The sequence below is a fragment of the Methylobacterium sp. PvP105 genome (genome assembly GCF_017876975.1).
GTDB lineage: Bacteria > Pseudomonadota > Alphaproteobacteria > Rhizobiales > Beijerinckiaceae > Methylobacterium > Methylobacterium radiotolerans.
Genome location: NZ_JAGIPA010000001.1, coordinates 5343029 through 5367352, shown reverse-complemented (window position 1 = coordinate 5367352; position 24324 = coordinate 5343029). Strand labels below are relative to the sequence as shown.

Genomic DNA, 24324 nt, shown 5'->3' with positions numbered 1-24324 from the left:
GCGTCGCGTGACAGAGAGCGACGAGGCTCAGGCCTCCTCGCCGTCCTTCTTCTCGTCCTCGGCGGATTCCTCGGCCTTCTCCTCGGCGGCCTCGGCCGACTGCGCCTCGGCGATGGCGGCCTCCTCGGCCTCCACCTCGGCGCCCAGCACGGTCGGCGGCACGATGTTGGCCACCGGGTCGGTCGCCTCGCCGGTGTAGGTGCCGGCCGGGATCTTGATGTCGGAGACGTGGATGACGTCGCCGATCGCGCGGCCGGTCAAGTCGACCTCGATCGCGTCCGGGATCTGGTCGGGGGCGACCTCGAGGCTCAGCGTGTGGGCCACGATGTTGAGGGTGCCGCCGAGCTTCTTGATGCCGGGGGCCGCGTCCTCGTTGACGAAGTGCACCGGCACCTCGACCGTGACGGTCTGGCCCGAGACGACGCGCAGGAAGTCGACGTGCAGCGGCACGCCGGTCACCGGGTCGAGCTGGAAGTCGCGCGGGATCGCGCGGACCTTCTTGCCGCCGGCGTTGATCTCGAACAGCGTGGTCTTGAAGCCGCCGGCGTAGATCAGGGTGCGGGTGCGGATGAGGTCGACCGCGATGGATTGCGGCGGCTGGCCGCCCCCGTAGATGACGGCGGGAATCTGGCCCTGGCGACGAACGGCCCGGGCGGCCCCCTTGCCGACCCGGTCGCGTGCCACGGCCTCAAGCGTCTTCACAGCGCTCATGGCGTGATCCTTTACGATTGCTGGAGCCGGAAAACGAAAAGGCCGCCCCTGGCGGACGGCCACATCCTTCCCGGCGCGCCCCTGCCTCCAAGGGTGTCTCGGGGGCGCGCCGTGCGCTTACACGGGCGGGGGCGGATTGGCAATGCGGCGGCGCGGCCGACCGGCATCGATCACAGGCCGGCCAGCGCCCGCCGCGCCCGGCGCTTCTGCAGCCACAGGGTCAGGCCGAGCGCCGTGCCGATCACCAGGGCCGAGACGGCGGTCGTCACCGTGCCGAGGGCGTAGATCTCGGGCGTCGTCACCGTGGTGGTCAGACCCTGCAGTTCCAGCGGCAGGGTGTTGCGGCCGCCGATCGCCTGGCTGGTGCGGGCGAGCTCGTCGAACGACAGGGTGAAGCCGAACAGGGCGACGCCGACGAGGGCGGGCGCGAGGATCGGCACCACCACGTGGCGGAGCGTCTGCGGGCCGCTGGCGCCGAGGTCGCGGGCGGCCTCCTCGTAGGCCGGGTCGAACCGGTTGAACACCGCGAACATGATCAGCAGGCCGAAGGGCAGCGTCCAGGTGAGATGGGCTCCCAGCGCCGACGTGTAGAGGCCCATCAGCGTGCCGTGATCCTGCAGGAATCCCCAGCCGGTCGCGGCGGCGAGCGCCTTCACGGCGTCGTCGAGGAGCCGGAACTCCAGCCCGATGCCGAGGGAGACCACGATCGAGGGCACGATCAGGCTCGACACCGCCAGGGCGAAGACGAGGCCTGCGCCCCAAAACCCCTTCCGGAAGGCGAGGCCCGCGTAGAAGGCGATCCCGACGGTCAGCGCCATCACCACGAGTCCGAGCGCCAGGGACCGTCGGAACGCCGCCCAGATGTCGACCACGCCGACGCCCGCCCACAGCTTGGCGAACCAGTGGGTCGAGACGCCGTTCATCGGGAAGGTCAGGCCGCCGGAGGGGCCCTGGAAGCTGAGCGCCAGGATCGTCAGGGTCGGCCCGTAGAGGAACAGGACGTAGAGGGCGAAGACCGCCGCCAGCAGGTAGAAGGCGCGGCCGCGGGGCTGATCCATCGCTACAGCTCCCGCCGGAGGTCGATCATCCGGGTGAGCCCCAGGATCATCAGCAGCACGGCGGCGAGCAGCACCACGGCGTTGGCGGCGGCGGCCGGAAACTGCAGGTAGGACATCTGCACCTGGATCACCTTGCCGACGCTGGCGATCTGCTGGCCGCCCATGACGCCGACGGTGACGAAGTCGCCCATCACCAGCGTCGTCACGAAGATCGTCCCGATGGCGATGCCGGGCTTGGCGAGCGGCAGGATCACGTTCCAGAGGATCTGCGCGCCGGACGCGCCGCCGTCGCGCGCCGCCTCGATCAGCCGCCGGTCGATCCGGGCGAGGCTGTTGAAGATCGGCACGATCATGAACACCGTGTCGAGGTGCACGAAGGCCAGGACCACCGCGAAGTCGGAGTAGAGCAGGCCCTCGATCGGCGCGCGGATCAGCCCGAGGCTGCGCAGCGTGTCGTTGACGAGGCCGTTGCGGCCGAGCAGCGGGATCCACGAGATCATGCGGATCACGTTCGAGGTCCAGAACGGGATCGTGCAGAGCAGGAACAGGCCCATCCGCACCGTGCCCGAGCGGACGTGGAAGGCCAGGAAGTACGCGACGGCGAAGCCGAGCGGCAGGGTGATCGCCAGCGTCAGCACTACGAACTTCACCGTCGAGAGATAGGTGCGCACCGTGGTGCAGAGGTCGGCCGACAGGCAGCCGTCGAACACGTCGACGTAGTTCTGAAGGGTGAGCGCCGGGATGATCTCGTACTCGTTGTACTCCCAGAGCGAGACGATCCCGGTGAGCACCAGCGGGACCACGAGGAAGATCAGGAAGACGAGGGCCAGCGGGGCGGCCTGGAGATAGGCGAGGGCGCGGCGGCGGGGGCGCGCCGCGACGGCGGGCGCCGCGGTCCGCTCGGCGGCCGCGGCGGCGGGCAGGGCGAGATCGGTCATCGGATTCGCCCCCCGCGCGCCGATGCATCCCGCCCCCCTCCGCGGGGGAGGGGGCGGGGAGAGGCGGCGGCGCCCACCGCCCTCACGCCGCGATGAACTCGTTCCACTTGCGCACCATGTAGGTGTTCTCGTCCATCACGGCGTTCCAGCAGGCGACCGCGCCCATCCGCGCGTCGAAGGAGCCGCCGTCGCGGGTGGCGCCGGCCTTCTCGATCAGGGTGCCGTCGGGGCCGAGGATGTCCTTCTCGGCGGGCTTCCCCTCCATCCAGAAGGCCCACTCGTAGGGCTGCATGTTCGCCTGGGCGGTCTCCAGCACGGCCGAGTAGTAGCCCTGCCGGTTGAGGTAGGCCCCGGCCCAGCCCGACAGGAACCAGTTGATGAAATCGTAGGCGGCGTCGAGCTTCTTGCCGCTCAGGGTCTTGGGGATGCCGAAGCCCGAGGCCCAGGCCCGGTAGCCCTCCTTCAGCGGCTGGTAGGTGCAGGGCACGCCCTGCGCCCGCACCTTGGTGACGGCGGGCGACCACATCGACTGGATCACCGTCTCGCCCGAGGCCATCAGGTTCACGGATTCGTTGAAGTCCTGCCAGAAGGCCCGGAACTGGCCGGCGCGCTTGGCCTCGATCAGCACCTTGATGGTGCGGTCGATCTCGGGCTTCGTCATGTTGCCCTTGTCGCCGTAGGTGTAGTCGCCAGTGGCCTCCACCACCATGGCGGCGTCCATGATGCCGATCGACGGGATGTTGAGGATCGAGGCCTTGCCCTTGAAGGCCGGGTTCAGGAGCTCCTTCCAGCTCGTGACGGGCACCTTGATCAGGTCCGGCCGGATGCCCAGCGTGTCGGCGTTGTAGACGGTCGGGATCAGCGAGATCCACCCGGTCTGTTCGCCGGCAAATTTTTTGGACTCCTGGCCCTCCAGGTAGAAGACCTTGCGGGGCGCCGTGCCCTGGTCGCCGATCCGCTTTCCCGCCACTTCCCCCTTGGTGAAAATGGAAGAGATCTTGTCGGCGAGCTTGATCCGCCCGGCGTCCATGCCCTGCAGGTTGCCGGAGGGCAGAATCTTCTTGAGGCTGAAATACTCGGTGTCGATCAGGTCGAAGGAGTTCGGCTGGGTGACCGCCCGCTTGGTCACCTCGTCCGTCACCACCGGGATGTACTCGATGGTCAGGCCGAGATCCTCCTTCACCTTCCGGGCGATGTCGGCGGACTGGTTCACCGCGGTCCCGAGGTAGCGCAGGGTCACGGGCTCGGCGGCGTGCACCGCCGGGAAGCCGGTCACCGGCGTCGCGGCGAGCGCGGCCGCCCCCTTCAGGAGCGTGCGGCGGCTCGGCTTCGAGGGCAGGTCCATGGTCGTCTCCCTACGGGTTACGCGTCGAGGCGATGGGCGGCGGCGGCGTCCCAGCCGACCGGGACCGTGTCGCCGAGGTGGAACGGGCGGGCCGCGTAAGCCGCGTCGCTGAGGATGGCGGTGAGGGCGGCGGGGCTCTCGGGGGCGCGCTCCAGCCCCTCGGCGTCGAGGCCGACATGGACGCTGGTGCCCTGGTACTCGACCGCGACCACCCGGGCCGGCAGCGCGGCGGGGCCGGCCTCGGCGCCGAGCCGCATCCGGTCGGCCCGCACGGCGACGAGACCCTCCGACAGCCGGATCACGTTGTGGCCGCCGATGAACCGGGCCACGAAGGCGGTGGCCGGCCGCTCGAACACGGTGCGCGGGTCGGCGGCCTGCTCGATCCGGCCGGCATTCATCACCACCACGAGGTCGGAGAGCGCCATCGCCTCCTCCTGGCTGTGGGTGACGTGGATGAAGGTGAGGCCCAGCTCGGTCTGGATCCGCTTCAGCTCCACCCGCATCCGCACCCGCAGGAACGGGTCGAGGGCCGAGAGTGGCTCGTCGAGCAGCAGCACCTTCGGGCCGGTGACGAGGGCGCGGGCGAGGGCCACGCGCTGCTGCTGGCCGCCCGAGAGCTGGGCCGGCAGGCGCCCGGCGAGGTGGCCCATCTGCACGAGGTCGAGCATCGCCATCGCCTTGGCGCGGCGCTCGGCCTTGCCGATGCCGCGCATCTTCAGGCTGAACGCGACGTTGTCGCGCGCGTCGAGGTGCGGGAACAGGGCGTAGCTCTGGAACATCATGGCGGTGCCGCGCTCGGCCGGGGCCGCGTCGCCCACCGCCTTCGGGCCGATCACCACGTCGCCCGCGCTGGCGCGCTCGTGGCCGCCGATCATCCGCAGCGTCGTGGTCTTGCCGCAGCCGGAAGGGCCGAGCAGGCAGCAATAGGCGCCGGACGGCACCTTCAGGTCGATGCCGTCGACCGCGGTGGCCGCGCCGTAGCGCTTGGTCAGGCCGATCAGCTCGACGTCCATGCGGTTCTCCCCCGGGGGCTGCAGGCAAGCGGCGGGCCAGCGCGTCCTTCAGGCGTCCCGCCGCTCGGCCGGGTCGACGGCCCGGTCGAGCACCCGCCCGCGGCCCGGCTCGGACAGGACCCGGCCGTCCTCGGCGATCACCTGCCCGCCCGCGATCGTCACCACCGGCCAGCCGGTGACGTCGAAGCCTTCCCACGGCGTGTAGTCGGAGCCGTGGTGCAGGTTCGCCTGGCGGATGGTCTCGCGCCGGTTCGGATCCCAAAGCGTGAGGTCGGCGTCGAAGCCCGGAGCGATCGAGCCCTTGCGCGGGTAGAGCCCGTACAGCTTGGCGTGGTTGGTGGCGGTCAGCGCGGCGAACTGGTTGAGGCTGATCCGCCCCTTCGAGACGCCCTCCGAGAAGAACACCGGCAGCCGCGTCTCGATGCCGGGGATGCCGTTCGGGATCCAGCGGAAGGAGGTCTTACCCCGCGGGTTCAGCTTGCCCTGCGGGTCGTCGTAGCGGAACGGGCAATGGTCCGAGGAGACCACGTCGAAGATCCCGCGCCGGATCCCCGACCAGACCGCCTCCTGGCTCTCGACGTCCCGCGTCGGCGGCGAGCAGACGTACTTCGCCCCCGCCATGAGATCCTCCTGGCCGAGTCCCTTCATGTCCTCGGCCGTCAGCGTCAGGTATTGCGGGCAGGTCTCGGCCCGGATCTTCAGGCCCCGCGCCTGCGCCCAGGCGATCTGCTCGGTGGCCTCGCGGCCCGAGACGTGAACGATGACGATCGGCAGGTCGATCAGCTCGGCGTGGCTGATCGCCCGGTGCGCCGCCTCCCGCTCGACGATCTCGGGGCGCGACAGGGCGTGGCCGTAGGGCCTGGTCTCGCCCGCCCGCTCCAGCCGCTCGCTGAGGTAGCGGATCGCGTCGTAGCCCTCGGCGTGGACCATGACCCGGGCGCCCTGCCGCCGCGCGACGTGGAACACGTCGAGGAGCTGGCGGTCGTTCAGGACGAGGTCGTCGTAGGTCATGAAGACCTTGAACGAGGTGTAGCCGTCGGCGACCAGAGCCGGCAGCTCCTGGCCGAGCACCGCCTCGCTCGGGTCCGAGATGATCATGTGGATCGCCACGTCGACGTGGCACTGGCCCTCGGCCCGGGCCCTGTAGGCGTCGACCGCACCGCGCAGGGAGGCGCCCCGGGGCTGGAGCGCGAAGGGCATCACGCAGGTGTTGCCGCCGGCCGCCGCCGCCCGGGTGGCGCTGGCGAAATCGTCGGCCATGACGATGCCGGGGCCGGACTCCTGGGCGATGTGGACGTGGCTGTCGATGCCGCCGGGCAGCACCAGCAGGCCGGAGGCGTCGATCACCCGGGCCGCGTCGGCGATGCCCTCGGCCACCGCGACGATCCGGCCGCCGCGCACGCCGACATCGGCCCGGACCGTGTCGCTCGCCGTGACCACCGTGCCGCCCCGGATGGCAAGGTCGAATTCGGGCATGCCGCTCACTCCTTCCGCGCCAACGGGCGCGCCGGGCCGATGCACGGTCCGCGCCGATTCGGGCGGACGGGGTCGGCGGGGCAGGAGGTCACAGGCGGCCGCGTCGGTCCATCCACCCGCGCCGCGCAGTGACCCAGGGCCGCGCGACGCCGGAGAGCGGGGCGCTACCCTGGATCGCTTCGCTCCGCTCGCGAGGGCGGGTGTTTCGCGGGGTTCCGTGCAGAATCCCGGCCTACGGGCCGCGGGTTGGCCGGCTCGGCCGCCACATCCGCGGATCGAGCGCGCAGGCTCGACGGCGCCGCTGCGTGGAACTGCCGCCAGACGCGGCGCATGTGCCGGGCGGAGCCGAAGCCGGCCCGCTCGGCGATCCGCTCCAGGCCGAGATCGCTCCGCGCGATCAGGTCGCGGGCCAGCGCGACGCGGGACCGGTTGACCGCGTCCGTCACCGTCATGCCCGCGTGGAGCCGGAACAGCCGCGCGAGGTTGCGCGGGCTCGCGCCCACGAACCGGCCGAGCAGCGCCGGCGACCAGTCTCGGGCCGGGTCGGCGGCGATCGCGTCCTGGGCCCGGTGCACCGCCGGGTGCAGGTGGCTGCGCCCCTCGAGCCAGGGCGAGAGCTGGGGGTCGTCGGGCCCGCGCCGCATGTACACGACGAGCGCCCGCGCGACGGCAACCGCCGTCGCCGGGCCCGCCCACTCCGCCACGAGGTGCAGCATCAGGTCGATGCCGGCCGTGACGCCGGCGCTGCTGAACCGGTCGCGGTCCTGCACGAACAGGCGGTTCTCCAGCACCCGGGCCCGGGGCGCCGCCGCCCGCAGCCGGTCGCAGCTGGCGTGGTGGGTGGTGCAGGCGTAGCCGTCGAGGAGCCCGGCCCGCGCCGCCAGTAGCGCGCCCTCGCAGACGGTCGCGACGGTGTGGCCCGGCCGGACGGCGCCGCGCAGCCACGCGACGATCTCGGCCTCCGCGTCGGCGTCGGCGTCGGCCGCCCGCTCCGGCGCGTCGCCGAGCACCCGCGTCGCGGAGCCCGGCAGGAGCACGACCGTCCCGTCGGCCACCGTATCCGGCAGAGGTCCGGCCCCGCCCAGGTCGAGCCCGATCGAGCAGCGGGTGAGCGCCCGCGGCGCCGCGTACGCCACCGCGAAGCCGACCCGGTCCTGGACGGTGCCGGCGATGCGCAGGACCTCCAGCGGGCCGGCGAGGTCGAGCAGCAGCGCGCGCGGCGGCAGGACCACGAGGACCGGGATGTGCCGGGCCGCCCCGCTCACGCGGCGACCGGCAGGTCCGGGCCGGCCAGCGCCTGATCCACCGTGGCGATCCGGGCGAACCGGTCGGCCAGCACCAGCTCGGTCCGGGCCTTGATGTCGTCCGCGCCGAAGCGGCGGCCGTCCGGGTGGGTCATGGCGAAAGTCAGGGTGGCCTCCGTCACGAAATCGATCTGCCAGCCGCTGTCGGAGGCGTGGCGGGCCGTGGTCTCGCAGCATTGCTCGGTCCGGATGCCCGACACGATCAGCCGGCGGATGCCGTGCTGCGTCAGCCAGCCGGACAGGCCGGTCTCGACAAGGGCGCTGTGCCGGCGCTTGTGGAAGATGGCCGTCGGCGTGATCACGACCGGCTCGAGGGTGCGGACGTGGCCGGAGGTGATGGCGAACAGTCCGCTCTCGGCGACGTGCAACACCTGCAGGACCGGGATCCGCCGCGCGGCGGCGCCGTCGATGAGCGCCTGAAGGCGCGCGGTGAAGGGCGGGACATCGGCGTCGTTCCAGAAGGGCCTGTGCCGGAAGGATTCCTGGACATCGATGACCAGCAGCGCAACATCGGACATTTCGTGTCTCCCGCTCGGTGAAGCGAGCCGCAGCATTCACCGAGCGGACGCAGCGGGAAAGAAACCGCACCGCCAACCAGCGGACAGATCCGGCCAATCTCCGGCGCGCAGGAGCAGCCCATGACGGACCATCCCAGGACGATCTTCGTGCTCACCGGGGCCGGCGTCTCGGCCGAGAGCGGGCTCGGCACGTTCCGGGACCGCGGCGGGATCTGGGCGCGGTTCGACCCAATGAAGCTCGCCACCCCGGAGGCCTACGCGGCCGACCCTGACACGGTGCTCGACTTCTACGACCATCGCCGCCGCGGCGTGGTCGCGGCCGAGCCGAACGCCGCGCATCGTGCCCTGGCGCGGGCCGAGACGCGGATCGCCGCGCGGGGCGGGCGGCTGTTCCTGTGCACGCAGAACGTCGACGACCTGCACGAGCGGGCCGGCTCGCGGGCGATCACCCACATGCACGGCGAGTTGCTCAAGGCCCGCTGCTGCGCCTGCACCGCTGTCACGCCGTGGCGGGCCGACCTCAGCCGGGCAGACAGCTGCCCCGCCTGCGGCGCGGCGGGCCGGATGCGGCCGGACGTGGTCTGGTTCGGCGAGATGCCGATGCACCTCGACGCGATCGAGGCGGCGCTGGCCGAGGCCGACCTGTTCGTGGCGGTGGGCACGTCGGGGGCGGTCTACCCGGCCGCGGGCTACGTGCGGCAGGCGCGGGCCCTCGGCATCCCGACCTGCGAGGTCAACCTGGAGCCGTCCGACAATGCCGACGCCTTCGACGATGCCCGCTACGGGCCGGCGAGCGCCGCGCTGCCGCGCTACCTGGCCGAGCTCGGCCTCTGAGGCGGGCGCGGGACCGGCGGCGCGGGTCCCGCGCGGGGATTCGTGACGGGCCGCGGACAGGCCCGACCGCGCGGCGCTCGCCGTCGATCCTGCCAAGCCATTGTCCGAGTAGATCTTTTCGATCCGTGACCGGCCGGCCCGGGGCAGGATCAAAATCTTAAATGACGCGAATCACATCGGCGCGAGCTGTCAAGAACTGGTCGGGCAGTTGCCCACGGGTTACAACAGTCAAGCTCGGGATCGGCGTCGCGGCCTACCCGAGCGTTCGTTGAAGCCACAAGGGGAAGCGACTACCCATGCAGCACTTCACCGTAACCGACCGCGAGCGTGACACCGTCCTGGCGGCGCTGCGCTACTACCAGTTCTACCGGATGCAGGGTCACCCGTTCGACCCCCGTCAGGATCACCTGATCGACACCATCGCCGGCCGGGCCGGCGAGGCGCTGGACCTCGCCGAGATCGACGATCTCTGCGCCGGCCTGAACGGCAACCCGCACGCGCTCGCGGCCGCGGCGGCCTGAGGCACCTTCCGGGGCGGCCGAGGCCGCCCGTCACGACCCCCCGGTCGGCCTAGGGACGGGGCCGGAGGACGGGCAACCTCCGAGATGAGCGGGCCACCGCCGCCGGAGCGAACCTCCCTCACCGGGGCCGGGCTTCGCGCCCAACGACACCGTGCCGACGCGCATCCGGGCCTGCCCCGCGGCGCGTCGGTCCGACGGGCGGGTCCGCGCGGCGGGCCCCCCGAAAGGCCGGTTTCGCGCGACGTCGAAACGTGGCCTAACGGATGCGCGACGGCCGCAGGGCCGCGCCTTCCGGGAGCGCCGAGGCCGATGATGCGGACGGGTTCGCGACGGATCCGCCGCGGCGTGCTGCGGGGCGCCGGCCTCCTGCTCCTCGGGCTCGCGCCCGCCACAGCCGAGCCTGTTCAAGCTGCGCCCGAGAGCGTCGCCACCGCGCTGGTCGTCTCCGTGGACGTGTCGCAATCCGTCGACGACGCGCGCTTCCGGCTGCAGATGGAGGGCATCGCCGAGGCCCTGGAGGATCCGTCGGTCCTCGGCGCGATCACCGGCAATCCGGGCGGGATCCTGTTCGCGATGGTCACCTGGGCGGACCGGGCGAACCTCGCGGTCGGATGGCGGCGGATCGCCGGCCGCGCCGACGCCGCGGCGGCCGCGGCCCTGGTCCGGGCCACCCCGCGGCAGGCGGGCGAGTTCACCTGCCTCGGCCAGATGTTCCGCACGGTGACCGCCGCCGTGCTCCCGGCGCTGCCGGTCCCGGCCGAGCGCGTGGTGGTCGACGTCTCCGGCGACGGGATCGACAACTGCACCGACGCCGACAGCCTCACGGAGGCGCACCGGTCGCTGCTCGACACCGGCGCGACGGTCAACGGCCTGCCGATCCTGGTGCCGGGCGAGAACGACGTGGTCGGGGCCGGCGCCTACCGGGCGCCCGGCTATGGCCTGCTCCCGACCCCGCTGCCGCAGGAGCGGACGAGTCTGGAGCAGTGGTACCGCGCGCACGTCATCGGCGGTCCGGGGGCGTTCCTGCTGGCGGCCGCCGGCTACGGCGACTTCTCGCGGGCGCTGCGGCGGAAGTTCGTGATCGAGATCAGCGCACTGGCTCGGTAGGGGCAGGGCCGGACCGACCCTGTCCAATCCTCCTCCTCGTCCTGACTGAGGTGATTGCGCGGCGAGGCCGCGGAGGAGGGCTCCGGGGACCGCGCGGCCTCTGGACGGCTCCTTCGAGGCCCGCGCTGCGCTCCGGCGCCTCAGGATGACGGTGCGGGTTGGATCAACGGCGATGTCGAGGCGCGGTCACCGAGCCTCCGGCCTGTTCCGCCAAGCTCCTCACGGCGCCTTCTTCATCTGCTGCTCGGCGCGGGTGAGCGCCGCCTCGCAGCCCTTGGCGTCGCCCTTCTGATCCGCCGTGCGCGCCTCTTCCAGGGCGACCTTCGCCTGCTGGGCGGCGTCCGCGCCCTGGCCGGCCTGGGCCGCCTTCTCCGGGGGGGCCTGCGGCGACTCGTTCGCCCGCTGCCCCTCCGTCCCGGTGAGCCCCTCGCCGCCGCGCTTGGCGGCGTTGCCCTGGCCGCTGGTATTGGCCGAGATCGACTGGCTCACCTCGGACTGGACGCGCTTCGACATGCTGTCGATCCGGTCGCCGCAGGGCGAGGCGAGGGCGGGGACCGCCGTCAGGATCAGGGTCAGGCAGGCCGTGAGGGCGGGACGCATCATCGGGTCGGGTGCTTTCCAAAACATGGGGCCGCGGGTTCCCCCACGGCCCCAACGTCTCGCGACGGGTGACGGTTCAGGCGCTCAGCTGATCGCGGATCGGCAATTGCCGGACCCGGCGGCCAGTGGCCGCGAAGATCGCGTTGGCGATGGCCGGCGCCACCGGCGGCACGCCGGGCTCGCCGACGCCGCCGAGCGGCCCGTCGTAGCTGCCGGTCGGCACGAGGTGCACGCGGACCACCTTCGGGGCAGCATCGATCCGGAGGACCTCGTAGCCGTCGAAGTTGTTCTGCACCGCGCGGCCCTGCTTGAAGGTGATCTCGGAGGTGAGGGCGAGCCCCATCCCCATGACCACCGCGCCCTCCATCTGCGAGCGGATGCGCTCCGGGTTCACCTGCGGCCCGCAATCGACCGCGATGTCGATCGCCTTCACCTGGACCTGGCCCTTGTCGTCGACCTCCACCTCGGCCGCCACCGCCGTGTAGGTGACGAAGCTGTAGTGGCCGGCGATGCCCAGGCCGGTGCCCTTGGGCATCTGACGCCCCCAGCCCGCGCCCTTGGCGGCCGCCTCGATCACGCCGCGCAGGCGGCCGGTCTCGATCGGGTAGCGCTTCGGATCCTCGCCGTAGTTCCAGACGTCGCCGATCTCGGTCGGGCTGATCTTCCGGTCGGGACCGATCAGCTCCAGCAGGTACTCCTTCGGCTCGCGGCCGGCGGCGTGCGCCAGCTCCGACACGAAGGACTGGATCGCGAAGGCGTGCGGGATGTTCGACACCGAGCGGAACCAGCCGATGCGGACATGGGCGGCGGCCTCGGGGTTCTCGAGCCGCATGTTCGGGATGTTGAGCGGCGTGTTGACCAGCCCCATCCCGAGCTCGAACGGCAGCTCGTGCTTCGGGTCCGGCGCGAAGATCGAGCCGATCGTCGGCGCCACCGAGCGGTGCAGCCACGCCACCGGCATGCCCTTGTCGTCGAGGCCGGCCTCCAGGTGCTCCACCGAGATCGTGTGGTAGAAGCCGTGGTGGAGGTCGTCCTCGCGGGTCCAGGCGAGCTTCACCGGCGCGCCGCCGACGGCCTGCGAGCAGAGCGCCGCCTCGACCACGTAGTCGGGCTTGGACTTGCGGCCGAAGCCGCCGCCGAGCAGCGTGACGTTCACCTTGACCTTGTCGTCGGGCAGCTTGAGCGCCTTCATCAGGCGGTCGTTGGCCGCCTGCGGACCCTGGACGCAGGCCCAGGCCTCGCAGAACCCGTCCTTCACGCGGGCCACCGCCGCCGGGGGCTCCATCGGCGCCTGGGCGAGGTGGGGCACGAAGTACTCGGCCTGGACCTTGGTCTTGGCCTTGGCCAGGGCGCCGTCGACGTCGCCCTGCGTGCGCACGACCTTGCCGGGCTTGCGGGCCGCGGCCTCCAGCTCCTTGCGGAACGCGTCGGTGTCGTAGCCGGCGTTCGGGCCGTCGTCCCAGGTGATCTTGAGGGCGTCCCGAGCCTTCATGGCCGCCCACGTGTTCTTGGCCACGACCGCCACGCCGCCGAGCGGCATGAACTCGGACGGGATCTCGCCGCCGTCGATCTTGAAGATCTTCACGACGCCCGGGACCTTCTTGGCCTCGCCGTCGTCGAACGACTTCACCTTGCCGCCGTAGACGGCCGGGCGCGCGACGACCGCGTAGAGCATCCCGTCGAGCTTGGTGTCGAGGCCGTAGACGGCCTTGCCGGTGGTGATGTCGAAGTTGTCGATCAGCCCGATCTTGCCGGTGCCGATGTAGCGGAAGTCCTTCGGGTCCTTCAGCTTGACGTCGGTGGGCACCGGCAGCTCGGCGGCGGCCTGGGCGACCGCGCCGTAGCCGAGGGTGCGGCCGGACTTGGCGTGGGTCAGCGTGTGGTTGACGGCCGTGACCTCGGAGGCCGGCACGCCCCACTGCTTGGCCGCCGCCTGGATCAGCATCAGCCGCGCGGCGGCGCCGGCGTGGCGGAAGTGCTGGAAGAAGTGGCGGGTCGAGCGCGAGCCGTCCGTGTCCTGGTTGCCGAAGCGGGTCTCGTCGCCCCAGGCCTGGACCACCTTCACCTTCGACCAGTCGGCCTCCAACTCGTCGGCGACCGTGAAGGCCACCGAGGTGCGGATGCCCTGGCCCATGTCGGAGCGGTGGTTGGTCACCGTGACGGTGCCGTCCGGCGCGATGGCGACGAAGATCTTCGGATCGTCGCGCCAGCCGTGCGGCATGCCGTCGGCGCCGAACTTCTGCTCCTTCTGCTCCTGGGTCTGGGTCTCGTCGGCCCGGGCGGGGCGCAGCGAGAGGGCCAGAACCAGGGCGCCGGCGCCGCCGAGGATGCCGCGGCGGCTGACGTTGTCGAGGGCCGGCCTGGTGCCGGCGGCGCGCTCGGCGCTCAGCTTGGCGTCGTGGATCACAGGCGCTCTCCCTTGCTGGCGGGCGCCGGCTGGCCGGCGGCCTGATGGATCGCGGCGCGGATGCGTGGGTAGGTGCCGCAGCGGCAGATGTTGCCGCTCATCGTGGTGTCGATGTCGTCGTCGGTGGGCTTGGGCGTGTCCTTGAGGAGGGCGGCCGCCTGCATGATCTGGCCGCACTGGCAGAAGCCGCACTGGGCGACGTTCTGGTCGCGCCACGCCACCTGCACGGGGTGGTTGCCGTCCGGCGACAGCCCCTCGATGGTCACGACCTCCTGGCCAGCGGCCGCCGAGACCGGCGTGATGCAGGCGCGGGTCGCCGCGCCGCCGAGATGGATGGTGCAGGCCCCGCAGAGCGAGACGCCGCAGCCGAACTTGGTGCCGGTGAGCCCGAGCTCGTCCCGCAGGTACCACAGCAGCGGCATGTCGGGGTCGCCGTCGAAGCTGCGCGCAGCCCCGTTCACGGTGAGTTTGATCATCGTTGCGTCCTGTCTGGCGGCGCCGGAGCGGCGTTCAGTCGGGTCCGAGCCGGGCCGGGGGCCACGACCGGCTTAGCCGGCTCACGTTCCCCGTTGCGGACAGGCCGCGGGGCGAACGCTCAAGCTCAGAATAATAAATATTCTAAGGCACGCGGCGGGGTGGGCGCAACGCGGGGAGGCGGCCGGTCATCCCGGAGCCTCTGCGCGCGGGACATGCCGCGTGCGGCGGCGCACATGGGCGACCATCTACAAGTAGACGAAAGTCGGCCGATTCAGGCCGACGGCCCTGTCCGCTCGGCGCCCCGGGACCGCGCCCCAGCCGGGGCGCTGCGCGCGATGACGGGCGCCCGCTGCCGATTACCGTCCAGCCGGCAGTACAAACCGCGGCAGTCGTGTCGGCGGCGGCTCCGGAACTGTCCCGCGGCAGCCCCTGTGCCGTCCGCCTGGCACGACGCGCTCGGGCGGACCGGGACAGGGCCACCGCCGTTCGGATCTCGGATGATCAGGACGCTGGTGCCGACGACCGTGGCGGCGCGGCCCTCAGACCGTCACCTGCGTCCCAACCTCCACCACCCGCCCGGTGGGGATCTGGAAGAAGTCCGTGGCGTCGTTGGCGTTCTTGGCCAGCGTGATGAAGATCCGGTCCTGCCAGAGCGGCATGCCGGAATGGGCGGCCGGACGGATCGAGCGGCGCGACAGGAAGAACGACGTCGCCATGATGTCGAACTTGAAGCCCTGGCGGCGCAGCAGCACCAGCGTCTTCGGGATGTTCGGCGTCTCCATGTAGCCGAACTTCATCACGACCCGGTAGAAGTGCGGGCCGACCGGCTCGATCCGCACCTTGTCGGCCTCGTTGGAGCGCGGCGTGTCCACCGTCTCGACGGTGAGGATCACGTTCTTCTCGTGCAGCACCTTGTTGTGCTTGAGGTTGTGCAGGAGCGCCGCCGGGGCGATCTCGGGATCGCTCGTCAGGAACACCGCGGTGCCGCGCACGTGGTGGGGCGGGCTCTTCTCCAGCATCCCGACCAGCTCGACCAGTGGCACGTCGGTCTTGCGGGTCTTGTTGAACAGGATCGTCACCCCGCGCACCCAGGTCCACATCAGGATGATGAGGCCGCCCGCGAGCAGCAGCGGCACGTAGCCGCCCTCCACCACCTTGATCAGGTTGGAGAGCAGGAACAGGAACTCGAGGACGATGAAGGGCAGCATCACGGCGGCGGCTGCCACCGGCGACCACTTCCACATGCGCCACATCACCAGGAAGGTCAGCGAGGCGGTGAGCAGCATCGTGCCGGTCACCGCGATGCCGTAGGCCGAGGCGAGCGACGACGAGGTCTTGAACAGCACCGCCAGCAGCACGACGCCGAACATCAGCAGGGCGTTGATCTGCGGCAGGTAGATCTGGCCGGCATGCGACTCGGAGGTGTGGCGGATCTCCAGCCGCGGCAGCAGGCCGAGCTGGATCGCCTGCCGGGACAGCGAGAAGGCGCCGGTGATCACCGCCTGGCTCGCCACCACGGTGGCGATCGTGGCGAGCACCACCATCGGCAGCAGGCCCCAGGCGGGCACGAGCTGGAAGAACGGATCGGCCGTGTCGGGCTTCTCCAGCACCAGGGCGGCCTGGCCGAGATAGTTGAGGGCCAGCGCCGGGAAGACGAGTCCGATCCACGCCACCTGGATCGGCTTGCGGCCGAAATGGCCGAGATCGGCGAACAGGGCCTCCGCCCCGGTCACCGCCAGGAACACCGCCCCCAGGGCGATCAGCGCGCCGCTGCCGTGGCCGAGCAGGTAGTGCACGGCGTGCCAGGGATTGAGCGCGCGGAACACCTCCGGGTGCAGGCCGATGTGCGGCAGCGCCGCGAGCGCCATCGCGAGGAACCACACGATCGTCACCGGCCCGAAGAAGGCCGCCACCTTCCCGGTCCCGCGGTTCTGCACGAGGAACAGCGCGACGATGATCACCACGGTGATCGGCAGGACGTACTCGTCGAGGGCGGGCGTGACGAGTTTCAGGCCCTCCACCGCCGACAGCACCGAGATCGCCGGGGTGATCACCGCGTCGCCGTAGAACAGCGAGGCGCCGAGGAGCCCCAGCATGAAGACGATGCGCGAGCCGCCGAGCGCCTTCCGGGCCAGCGCCATCAGCGAGAGGATGCCGCCCTCGCCGTTGTTGTCCATGCGCAGCAGGATCGCGACGTACTTGACCGTCACGATCATGAAGAGGGCCCAGAGGATCAGCGAGACGGTGCCGATCACCTCCTCGGGCAGCAGGATGCCGTCGGTCCGGGCCGGGACCAGCGCCTCGCGGAACGCGTAGAGCGGGCTGGTGCCGATATCGCCGTAGACGACGCCGACGGAGCCGACCAGCAGCGTCCAGAAGCCGGCATGGCCGTGCTGGGTCTCGGCCTTCTCGGGGGCGTCCAGGGTGCCGGAGGTGGCCGGTCCGTGGGTCGGCGCCGGAGCGCCGGTCTCGTCGGCGGCCTGGTCGGCCGCGCGCGCGGCGTCGGGGGCTGCGGGCGCGGGCTGGGGGGCTACGCCGGGTGCGAAGGTGTGGCTCATGCGGATGTCGGAAGCTCGGGCGTGGCCGGCGCTTCGCGGTTCGGCTCAGGGGCCAGTCGGGGCCGGGCAGAAAACGCGAAGACTCCGCCGAACCGTGCGGGCCGGCCACCGGGCCGACCGCTCGCGGGATCGTGCGGCCTTGCTATCATGCCCTCGTGCGCCCGGAAACCGTGTGCGCCTGCGAAGATCGCGGAGCTGGGTCTCGGCGCGGCGGGCCGCCCCGTCAAGGTCGACGCGACGCGCCTTTCGGGCACGGCGCGCCCGGGATCCGGACCCGCCCGCGGCGACCCGGAATCGCGGTCCGGGGCGCCGCGTCCTCCGTCGCGGGGGGGCGTGCTCGTCGGCCCGCCCCGCTCCTCACTCGGCGGCGGTGCGGGTGCCGCCCTGCTGGCCGAATCGGCGCTCGATGTAGTCGATGACGATCGTCTCGAAGTCCTTGGCCAGCGTCGGGCCGCGGAGCGTCATCGCCTTCTTGCCGTCGATGAAGACCGGCGCGGTCGGGGTCTCGCCGGTCCCGGGCAGCGAGATGCCGATATCGGCGTGCTTCGACTCGCCCGGGCCGTTCACGATGCAGCCCATCACGGCGACGTTGAGTCCCTCGACGCCCGGATAGGTCTTCTTCCACTCCGGCATCGAGGTGACGATCCAGTTCTGGATGTCGCGGGCCAGCTCCTGGAACGTGGTCGAGGTCGTGCGGCCGCAGCCCGGGCAGGCCGCCACCATCGGCACGAAGGTGCGGAACCCCATGGTCTGCAGGAGTTCCTGGCTGGCCTTGACCTCGACGGTCCGGTCGCCGCCCGGCTCGGGCGTCAACGAGTACCGGATCGTGTCGCCGATGCCCTCTTGGAGCAGCACGCCGATGGCGGCCGAGGCCGCCACGAGGCCCTTCGAGCCCATGCCGGCCTCGGTGAGGCCGAGATGGATCGCGTAGTCCGAGCGGCGCGCCACCTCGCGATAGACGGCGATCAGGTCCTGCACCGCCGAGACCTTGGCCGAGAGGATGATCTTGTTCTGCGGCAGGCCGAGCTCCACGGCGCGGTCGGCCGAGCTGATCGCCGAGCGGACCATCGCCTCGCGCATCACCGCGCGGGCGTCGATCGGCCGCGGCGCCTTGGCGTTCTCGTCCATCAGGTGGGTGAGCAGCTCGCCGTCGAGGGAGCCCCAGTTGGCGCCGATCCGCACGGTCTTGTTGTGCTTGATCGCCTGCTCGATGATCGACGAGAACTGCGTGTCCTTCTTGTCCTTGAATCCGACGTTGCCGGGGTTGATCCGGTACTTGGCCAGCGCCTCGGCGCAGGCCGGGTGGTCGGCGAGCAGCTTGTGGCCGATGTAGTGGAAGTCGCCCACCAGCGGCACGTGGACGCCGATCCGGTCGAGGCGCTCGCGGATCTTCGGCACCGCGGCGGCCGCCTCGTCGCGGTCGACCGTGATCCGCACGAGCTCCGAGCCGACCCGGGCGAGCTGGGCGACCTGCGCCACCGTGGCGTCGATGTCGGCCGTGTCGGTGTTGGTCATCGACTGGACGACGATCGGGGCGCCGCCGCCGACCGTGACCGCGCCGTCGCCCTCGCCGACCGTGACGCCGACGGTGCGGTGGCGCGGGGCGGGGCCGGCGATCTCCGGGCCGCCGCCGGCCAGCGGGTTGTCGGCGGGGATTTCGGAACGGGTGGCTTCCATGACTTCCATCGTGGACTTTCGCGGGCGCGCCTCGCGGGTGCCGGAGCCGTGACGGCTGCCGGGCCGGTCCCGGGGACACGCCTCGCCGGAACTTCGGGGCTGCCGCGGGTTAGCTGCGGACGACCCGGCGCCGCGTCAACCCGGCGCCGCGCGGGGCAGCATCGCGCAGGACAGCATCGCGGCTGTCATGTCGTATCCGGGCGCGGATGTCGAGTTTTCTGCACGTCCGGGCGGCGTCCGACGCGCCGCCGGCCGGTTTTCGTCGGCCGCTGTTGCCGATTCGCTCATGCCGACGCGGGTGCGGACGCGGGTGCCGACGCGCGGCCGGGTCCCCGTCGCGATCCCGGCGCATGGTTGATGCTGCATTGCAGCATACCATCTGTGTTCCATCTATCGTGCGGATCAGGAGGCCGACATGAGCGAGCAATTCGGCGGCGCCGAGCCGCACAATCCCGCCACCGCCGTCCCCGAATCGCCGGTCACGGACGCGATCGACGCCCAGCCGGCGCAGGTGCCGGGCACCGCGCTGACCGGGCCCCGGTCCGAGAAGCCGGTGGCGCTGGCGCTCCAGGGCGGCGGCGCGCACGGGGCTTTCACCTGGGGCGTGCTCGACGCCCTCATCGAGGACGGCCGCCTCGGCTTCGAGGCGGTGACGGGGGCGAGCGCCGGAGCGATGAACGCGGTCGTCCTGGTGGATGGCTGGCTCAAGGGCGGCCCGGACGGCGCCCGCGAGGGGCTGGAGCGGTTCTGGCGCGAGGTCAGCCTCGACGGCGACTTGGGGCCGGCCCAGCGCAATCTCGTGAGCGGCCTGTTCAGCCTGTGGAAGGGCAATCCCGTGGCCGAGTTCTGGGCCAAGATGCTGGCGCCCAGCCCCTACGTGTCGAACCCGCTCAACATCAATCCGCTGCGCAAGGCGCTCGCCGAGCAGGTCGATTTCGACCGCCTGCGCGAGGCCGACACGGCGGGCCTGTTCGTCTCGGCCACCAACGTCTGGACCGGCAAGCTCGCGGTGTTCGAGCGCGAGCGCCTGACCGTCGACCACCTGATGGCCTCGGCCTGCCTGCCCACCGTCTTCCAGGCGGTGGAGATCGACGGCGTGCCCTACTGGGACGGCGGCTATCTCGGCAACCCGCCGCTCTATCCCCTGCATCGCGGCGCCCAGACCCGCGACATCGTGCTCGTCCAGATCAACCCCGTGGAGCGGCGCGAGACCCCGCGCACGGAGGCGGAGATCCGCGACCGGCTCAACGAGATCACCTTCAACGCCAATTTGATGCGGGAATTGCGGGCGATCGACTTCGTCGACGGGCTGATCGAGGAGGGCATCCTCGGCCAGGGACAGTACCGCCGGGTCCTCATTCACCGGATCGACGGCACCGACGCCCTGGAGGACTACAACGCCGCCTCCAAGCTCGACGCGCGCTGGACCGTGTTCAAGCGCCTGCGCGACAAGGGCCGCGCCGCCGCCCAGGCGTGGCTCGCCGAGAACTACGAGCGGATCGGCCGGGACTGTACGGTCGACCTGCAGCAGGCGTATCAGTAGGTCGATCCTTTCCCGATCTGGTTCGTTGACGCGCCGGAACGTCCGCACCGGAGACCTGCCATGACGCTGCTGCGCCGCGAGGCCCTGATCCTGCTCGGTGCCGGTCTCGCCGGCGGCGCCCGCGCCGCCGAGCAGCCGGCCGGAACCGCACGGGCGACGGATTTCGCCTTCGAGACCCCGGAGGGGGCGCCCATGCCGCTCTCCGCCTATGCGGGCAAGCCGGTCCTCGTGGTCAACACCGCGACGGCCTGCGGCTATGCCGGGCAGCTCGCCGGGCTCCAGACACTCTGGACGCGGTTCGGCGATCGCGGGCTCGTCGTGCTGGGCGTGCCGTCGCCGGATTTCGGCAACCAAGAGCCGCTGGACGGGCCGGCCATCGCGGAGGCGGCGCGGGAGAATCACGGCGTCACCTTCCCGCTCACGGCCAAGACCCGGGTGAAGATGCCGGGCGCCCATCCGTTCTACCGCTGGGCCGCGGCCGAGCGCCCCGCCGAGACGCCGCGCTGGAACTTCCACAAGTACCTGATCGCCCGCGACGGCACCCTCGCGGCGGCCTTCGCCACGCAGGTCGAGCCGACCGATCCGCGGGTCATCTCGGGGATCGCCGCCACCCTCGATCAGGCCTGAGCTCTCAGCCGGGCCGGCCTGCGGGATTAAACCGCCGGGCCGACGCGTTCACACCCTATGGCATCGGACAAGAACAAGCGCCCGGACCTCCTCGACCTGCTGGTGCCCCTGCGGCGCTACGCCCGGTCGCTCACCCGCGACACGCTGCGGGCCGACGATCTCGTCCACGACACGCTGGTGCGGGCCCTGGAGATGCAGGGCTCGCTCCGGCCGAACACCAATCTGCGCACCTGGATGATGACGGTGCTGCACAACGCCTTCATCGACGAGCAGCGCCGCCGGCAGGTCGAGGCGCGGCACGCCGACACGCTGGTGCGGATGACCGAGGACATGGCGCCGCCGGCCCAGGAGGGGCAGGTGCGCCTCGCCCAGATCCGGCAGGCCTTCCTGAAGCTGCCGGAGGAGCAGCGCGCCGCGCTCCACCTCGTCACCCTGGAAGGCATGGCCTACGCCGACGCGGCGGCCGTTCTCGGCATCCCGATCGGCACCCTGATGTCCCGTCTCGGCCGCGGCCGTGCGGCCCTGCGGGCCTTCGAGGAGGGGACGCGGACCGACCGCGGCGCCGACGACGCGGAGACGGCCAAGGCACCCGAGACGCGGCGCGGGCCGCCCTCCACCCTCCGGCTCGTCGTCTCCGACGAGCCGCGGGAAAGGTCCGCCTGGCCTCTGCGACGCGCCGTCGGAGAGAGCTGAGCACGGAGCTGACGAAGGACCGGCACCCGAGGGCGCCGGTGCCGACTGACGATTGCGACCGGCGGATCGCCTCCGGGCACGCTGGATTCGAGGACTTCACGATGATCGATCCGATCACAGACGACGATCTCATCGCCTTCGTCGACGGCCAGATCGACCCGATGCGCCGTCTCGACGTCGAGGCGCATCTCGCGGCCAACCCCGCGGCCGCGGCCCGGGTGATGGCCGAGATGCACGATCGCGACGCCCTGCGGGCCTGCTTCGAGCGCGTTCCCGGGCCCGGGCCGGACCGGAACATGGTCCTGGCGCGCCGCTTCGACCGGAACCTGCGCTGGCGCCGCGTCGCGTCGCGGCTCAAGCGGGCCGCGGCCATCGCGGTGCTCGTGGGCGCGGGCTGGCTGGCCCACGACGAGATCGGCCGCTTCGGCGTTCCCGACACCCTGGCGGCGACCCCGGATCCGGCCCTGATCGCCGACGCGCGGCAGGCCCGGGTCGTGGCGCAGCTGCGCAAGAGCATCGGCGGCCAGGCCGACGACCCGGTCTACGACCGGGCGCGCCTCCGCTCGGCGACCGGCATCGACCTGCCGGCCCTGCCCGACGGCTGGCGGGTGCGCGACATCCAGGTCTTCCCCGCCCGGCACGGCACCGGGATCGAGGTCGCCCTCGAGACCGAGCGCTTCGGCGAGGCGTCGCTGTTCGCCACCCGCGGCATCCGCGGCGGACCGACGACGCTCATCACCGGCTCGGACGACGGCGACGTCGTCTCGTGGAACGCGGGCGACACCGCCTACGCCCTGAGCGGTCCGCGCAGCGACGCGGACCTGCGGCAGGCGGCGAGCCTCCTCGGCGCCGGTCCGGCGAGCCGCTGAGCGCCGCGCCGGACTCCCGCCCAGGGCCTCGACAGGGCGCCCCGGCGGGTGCCAAAGATCGGCCATGCAGGCCGCGGATCCAGCACGGGACCCAGCAGGGGACGATGACGGGCTCGCAGCCCTGTTCGAGGCGGCGCGCGCGGTGCGCGCGCACGCGCACGCACCCTATTCCCGCTTCCCGGTCGGGGCCGCGCTGCGCGACGAGCGCGGCGGGATCCACGCCGGCTGCAACGTCGAGAACGCCGCCTACCCGGTCGGAACCTGCGCGGAGGCCGGGGCGATCGCCGCCATGGTGGCGGCCGGAGGCCGGCGCATCGCGGCGATCCTGGTCTGCGGCGACGGCAACGGCCCGGTGACGCCCTGCGGCGCCTGCCGCCAGCGCATCCGCGAGTTCGCCGGGCCGGACACCCCGATCCACGCCGCCGGTCCGGGCGGCGTCGCCCGCAGCTTCACCCTGGCGGAGCTGCTGCCGGAATCCTTCGGCCCGGAGACGCTCGGTGAGTGAGGCGGCCGCCCGCGACGCCCTGCGCGCCGCCGGCTTCGCGGGTCCCTACGCCTGCGCGGTGGTGACCGGCACCGGCCTCGGCGGGATTGCGGCGGCCCTCACGGACGCGAGCGCCGTCGACTACGCGGCGATCCCCGGGTTTCCGGGGCCCGGCGTCAGCGGCCACGGCGGCCGGCTGCACCGGGGACGCCTCGCGGGGCGACCGGTCCTGATCTTCGAGGGGCGGGCCCACGCCTACGAGCGCGGTGACCCGGCGGCGATGCGGGTGCCGCTCGCCTGCGCCCGGCACCTCGGCGCCCGGCGCCTGCTGCTCACCAACGCCTCCGGATCGCTGCGGCCGGCGACCGGGCCCGGCAGCCTCGTGCTGCTCGCCGACCACATCAACCTCTCCGGGATGAACCCGCTGATCGGCGAGGCCAGCGACGCGCGGTTCGTGCCGATGACCGAGGCCTACGACCCGGACCTGCGGGCGCGGCTCCGCGCGGCGGCCGGGGCCTGCGGTGTGTCCCTGGGGGAGGGGATCTACGCGTGGTTCTCGGGCCCGAGCTTCGAGACGCCCGCGGAGGTGCGGATGGCCGGCCTCCTGGGCGCCGACCTCGTGGGCATGTCGACCGTGCCCGAGGTGATCCTCGCCCGGTTTCTCGGCCTGCCGGTGGCGGCGGTCTCGGTGGTGACGAACCTCGCGGCCGGCATCGCGGGCGGCGACCCGAACCACGCGGAGACGAAGGCGGTGGCGGCCCGGGCCGCGGAGGATCTCGGCCGCCTGGTCCGGGCCTTCGTGGCCGGCCTGCCCGACGGAGAGACAGCCGATGACTGATCCCGATGCCGGCGCGGTCGCCCGCCGGGCCCTGCCGCTCCTCGACCTCACCGATCTCGGCGAGACCTGCACCGAGACCAGGATCGACGTCCTCTGCCGGGACGCGAAGCGCGGCGGCGTCGCGGCGATCTGCGTCTGGCCGCGCTTCGTCGCGCAGGGCGCGCGGGCGCTCGCGGGCACCGGGATCCGGATCGCCACGGTGATCAACTTCCCCGCGGGCGGCGAGGACTGCGCCCGCGCCACCGACGACACCGCCGAGGCCCTGCGCGACGGCGCCGACGAGATCGACCTCGTCCTGCCCTACGGCGCGCTGCTGCGGGGCGAGGCGGCGATCGCCCGCGACATGGTCGAGGCCGTGCGCGACACCTGCGGGTCCGCGACCCTCAAGGTGATCCTGGAGACGGGCGAACTCGCCGATCCGGGGCGGATCCGGGAGGCCGGCCGGATCGCCCTGGAGGCGGGCGCCGATTTCCTGAAAACCTCCACGGGCAAGAGCCCGGTCTCGGCGACCCCGGAGGCCGCCGAGGCGATGCTGGCCGAGATCCGCGGCGGCGGCCGCCCCGCGGGCCTGAAGGTCTCCGGCGGCCTGCGCAGCGTCGCCGACGCCGCCACCTACCTCGATCTGGCCGACCGGCTGATGGGCCCCGGCTGGGTGAGCCCGAGAACCTTCCGGCTGGGGGCGAGCAGCCTGTTCGAGACCCTAATGCGGGCGCGGACGCTGTGAGC

General features: G+C 72.1%; 23 protein-coding genes. 10 read left to right on the top strand and 13 right to left on the bottom strand.

Annotation, left to right across the window (positions count from 1 at the left end; all coding sequences use genetic code 11):
* Window positions 1-27: 27 nt before the first annotated feature.
* The 8 genes from J3A75_RS26135 to J3A75_RS26100 all read right to left on the bottom strand — a co-directional run bounded on the left by J3A75_RS26135 (window position 28) and on the right by J3A75_RS26100 (window position 8363).
* Window positions 28-711, bottom strand: coding sequence for a 50S ribosomal protein L25/general stress protein Ctc (locus tag J3A75_RS26135; protein WP_012320877.1), 684 nt, complete (start codon window positions 709-711; stop codon window positions 28-30).
* A gap of 170 nt (window positions 712-881) precedes the next feature.
* On the bottom strand, window positions 882-1769 hold the full coding sequence (locus J3A75_RS26130; RefSeq protein WP_053620829.1) for an ABC transporter permease: 888 nt from the start codon (window positions 1767-1769) through the stop codon (window positions 882-884).
* A 2-nt stretch (window positions 1770-1771) separates the two neighbouring features.
* On the bottom strand, window positions 1772-2707 hold the full coding sequence (locus tag J3A75_RS26125; RefSeq protein WP_071000044.1) for an ABC transporter permease: 936 nt from the start codon (window positions 2705-2707) through the stop codon (window positions 1772-1774).
* An 82-nt stretch (window positions 2708-2789) separates the two neighbouring features.
* Window positions 2790-4052, bottom strand: a complete 1263-nt coding sequence (locus tag J3A75_RS26120) for a PotD/PotF family extracellular solute-binding protein (protein ID WP_012320874.1) — start codon at window positions 4050-4052, stop codon at window positions 2790-2792.
* 17 nt (window positions 4053-4069) lie between these two features.
* Window positions 4070-5065, bottom strand: coding sequence for an ABC transporter ATP-binding protein (locus J3A75_RS26115; protein ID WP_029359100.1), 996 nt, complete (start codon window positions 5063-5065; stop codon window positions 4070-4072).
* A gap of 48 nt (window positions 5066-5113) precedes the next feature.
* A complete protein-coding gene (gene hydA, locus J3A75_RS26110) occupies window positions 5114-6541 on the bottom strand; it encodes a dihydropyrimidinase (RefSeq protein ID WP_012320872.1) in 1428 nt (475 codons plus the stop codon).
* A gap of 164 nt (window positions 6542-6705) precedes the next feature.
* Complete coding sequence (locus J3A75_RS26105; protein WP_058607167.1) at window positions 6706-7806, bottom strand: GlxA family transcriptional regulator; 1101 nt, start codon at window positions 7804-7806, stop codon at window positions 6706-6708.
* A complete protein-coding gene (locus J3A75_RS26100; RefSeq protein ID WP_071000043.1) occupies window positions 7803-8363 on the bottom strand; it encodes an isochorismatase family protein in 561 nt (186 codons plus the stop codon). Before J3A75_RS26100 ends, J3A75_RS26105 begins: the two co-directional genes overlap by 4 nt.
* A 120-nt stretch (window positions 8364-8483) precedes the next feature.
* Here J3A75_RS26100 and J3A75_RS26095 point away from each other — a divergent pair, with 120 nt between their 5' ends.
* The 3 genes from J3A75_RS26095 (at window position 8484) to J3A75_RS26085 (ending at window position 10825) form a co-directional block, all read left to right on the top strand.
* On the top strand, window positions 8484-9197 hold the full coding sequence (locus tag J3A75_RS26095; RefSeq protein WP_012320869.1) for an SIR2 family NAD-dependent protein deacylase: 714 nt from the start codon (window positions 8484-8486) through the stop codon (window positions 9195-9197).
* Window positions 9198-9493: 296 nt separating this feature from the next.
* The gene (locus tag J3A75_RS26090; protein WP_012320868.1) at window positions 9494-9718 is read left to right on the top strand and encodes a hypothetical protein; all 225 of its coding nucleotides are present in this window, start codon (window positions 9494-9496) and stop codon (window positions 9716-9718) included.
* A 312-nt stretch (window positions 9719-10030) separates the two neighbouring features.
* Window positions 10031-10825 carry a DUF1194 domain-containing protein gene (locus J3A75_RS26085; RefSeq protein ID WP_012320867.1) on the top strand — a complete coding sequence of 265 codons (795 nt, stop codon included), beginning with the start codon at window positions 10031-10033 and terminating at the stop codon, window positions 10823-10825.
* Between the two features lie 219 nt (window positions 10826-11044).
* Here the strand turns inward: J3A75_RS26085 and J3A75_RS26080 are convergent, their stop codons facing one another.
* The 5 genes from J3A75_RS26080 to ispG form a co-directional block, all read right to left on the bottom strand.
* Window positions 11045-11452, bottom strand: a complete 408-nt coding sequence (locus J3A75_RS26080) for a hypothetical protein (protein WP_012320866.1) — start codon at window positions 11450-11452, stop codon at window positions 11045-11047.
* A 49-nt stretch (window positions 11453-11501) separates the two neighbouring features.
* Window positions 11502-13832 (bottom strand): xanthine dehydrogenase family protein molybdopterin-binding subunit, encoded by a 2331-nt coding sequence (locus J3A75_RS26075; RefSeq protein WP_012320865.1) that lies wholly within the window; start codon window positions 13830-13832, stop codon window positions 11502-11504.
* Window positions 13829-14308 carry a (2Fe-2S)-binding protein gene (locus J3A75_RS26070; RefSeq protein ID WP_012320864.1) on the bottom strand — a complete coding sequence of 160 codons (480 nt, stop codon included), beginning with the start codon at window positions 14306-14308 and terminating at the stop codon, window positions 13829-13831. The genes J3A75_RS26075 and J3A75_RS26070 overlap by 4 nt, the downstream gene beginning before the upstream one ends.
* A gap of 540 nt (window positions 14309-14848) precedes the next feature.
* Entirely contained in the window at window positions 14849-16867 is a 2019-nt protein-coding gene (locus J3A75_RS26065) for a potassium transporter Kup (protein ID WP_012320863.1), read from the bottom strand.
* A 357-nt stretch (window positions 16868-17224) separates the two neighbouring features.
* Window positions 17225-18553, bottom strand: coding sequence for a flavodoxin-dependent (E)-4-hydroxy-3-methylbut-2-enyl-diphosphate synthase (gene ispG, locus J3A75_RS26060; RefSeq protein WP_024829055.1), 1329 nt, complete (start codon window positions 18551-18553; stop codon window positions 17225-17227).
* 406 nt (window positions 18554-18959) lie between these two features.
* Between ispG and J3A75_RS26055 the strand changes: the two genes are divergently transcribed.
* From J3A75_RS26055 to deoC, 7 genes are all read left to right on the top strand, one after another.
* A complete protein-coding gene (locus J3A75_RS26055; RefSeq protein WP_024829056.1) occupies window positions 18960-20087 on the top strand; it encodes a patatin-like phospholipase family protein in 1128 nt (375 codons plus the stop codon).
* Between the two features lie 60 nt (window positions 20088-20147).
* The gene (locus tag J3A75_RS26050) at window positions 20148-20714 is read left to right on the top strand and encodes a glutathione peroxidase (protein ID WP_209650813.1); all 567 of its coding nucleotides are present in this window, start codon (window positions 20148-20150) and stop codon (window positions 20712-20714) included.
* A gap of 57 nt (window positions 20715-20771) precedes the next feature.
* Complete coding sequence (locus J3A75_RS26045) at window positions 20772-21407, top strand: sigma-70 family RNA polymerase sigma factor (RefSeq protein WP_012320859.1); 636 nt, start codon at window positions 20772-20774, stop codon at window positions 21405-21407.
* A 101-nt stretch (window positions 21408-21508) separates the two neighbouring features.
* Window positions 21509-22276, top strand: a complete 768-nt coding sequence (locus J3A75_RS26040) for an anti-sigma factor family protein (RefSeq protein ID WP_029359095.1) — start codon at window positions 21509-21511, stop codon at window positions 22274-22276.
* Between the two features lie 64 nt (window positions 22277-22340).
* Complete coding sequence (locus J3A75_RS26035) at window positions 22341-22781, top strand: cytidine deaminase (RefSeq protein WP_058607170.1); 441 nt, start codon at window positions 22341-22343, stop codon at window positions 22779-22781.
* On the top strand, window positions 22774-23598 hold the full coding sequence (locus J3A75_RS26030; protein WP_012320856.1) for a purine-nucleoside phosphorylase: 825 nt from the start codon (window positions 22774-22776) through the stop codon (window positions 23596-23598). Before J3A75_RS26035 ends, J3A75_RS26030 begins: the two co-directional genes overlap by 8 nt.
* Window positions 23591-24322 (top strand): deoxyribose-phosphate aldolase, encoded by a 732-nt coding sequence (gene deoC, locus J3A75_RS26025; RefSeq protein ID WP_043074331.1) that lies wholly within the window; start codon window positions 23591-23593, stop codon window positions 24320-24322. The genes J3A75_RS26030 and deoC overlap by 8 nt, the downstream gene beginning before the upstream one ends.
* Window positions 24323-24324 lie beyond the last annotated feature (2 nt).